This is a genomic window from Arthrobacter pityocampae (assembly GCF_002927275.1).
GTDB lineage: Bacteria > Actinomycetota > Actinomycetes > Actinomycetales > Micrococcaceae > Arthrobacter_D > Arthrobacter_D pityocampae.
Map to the genome: position 1 here is coordinate 1 of NZ_PRKW01000041.1, position 983 is coordinate 983.

1 protein-coding gene is annotated in these 983 nt (G+C 45.4%); it reads right to left on the bottom strand.

Features of this window, described 5'->3' with window-relative positions; translation table 11 throughout:
- On the bottom strand, positions 1-908 hold a 908-nt coding region (locus C4K88_RS18290), incomplete at its 3' end, for a polymerase PA (RefSeq protein ID WP_167399083.1).
- Positions 909-983 lie beyond the last annotated feature (75 nt).

The window sequence follows — 983 nt, forward strand, 5'->3', positions numbered from 1 at the left end:
AATGTCTTCATGCATTTGATCGCATCATACAGCGGTATCCCCTCCCCTTCGTGGCTCGGGTCCTCAATGCTTAATTTCAGAGCATCCATCAGCAAGAATTTCGACCGCTGAGAACAGGGAGGCCCATTAGGCAATCTGAGAGGGCGTGGTGTTGTCTTTAGAAATGGCTCGATTCTGGCGTTCACTTCTTTTGACATTTGAGAAAGCTTGCCCTCAATGCAGCCGTTCGGTTCGAATCCATCCACATAGGCTCTAAAGTTTTCAAGGCTGGAGAAGTTCGGTGGGAGACTTTGGTCGGCAAGCCTGCGCATGGTTCCTGTGATTTCAAATCTTTCTTCAATTGTCTCTTCGCCTCTTTCGGACTGACGAAAGGAATCCCATAGACCCCTGCTGGCCATTTCCTGCCTTATGGTGAACAACCTGGTTTTGATTCTTGCCCTGCTCTCTTCGTCAAGAGTGTAATCTGCCTTGGTGGCCATCTCTTCTCCAGTGAATGAGAAAATGTGGATGTGTGTCTTCTCGGATTTTATTTTATTGGCCTTTTCTAGGTAATATATGTGGACTTCCCTCCTCGTCACTCCAATTTCAATGAATCGATTTTCCTTGTAGTCATACAGATCTGGGAGAAATTTGGGTTTCTCAACTCCCGTGGTGTTGCAGATACTATTCACCACTGTCCAGGCCATTGTTCGGTCTCTCCCTTCGATTATTTCAAATCGATGTTTCAACAACGCATTTGGATCGCCAGATTCTATAATAGTTGATTCGCCTCGTTCGTCGATGAAGTGGAAATCAGAGTACATGAAGCAGACTTCTAAGTGTGTGCATATTGATGCGAATTTGTTTGTTTCGATTTTCGGATCTTCCCCATATTCTTTCATTGCCTTTTCCGCAAGCTCGACGATCATTGGATTGAAGCATTGTCGCACAAAGTCTTCCATTTTGGATCAGTACCTGCTTTTGCTGATCACGCGTAGATCGGA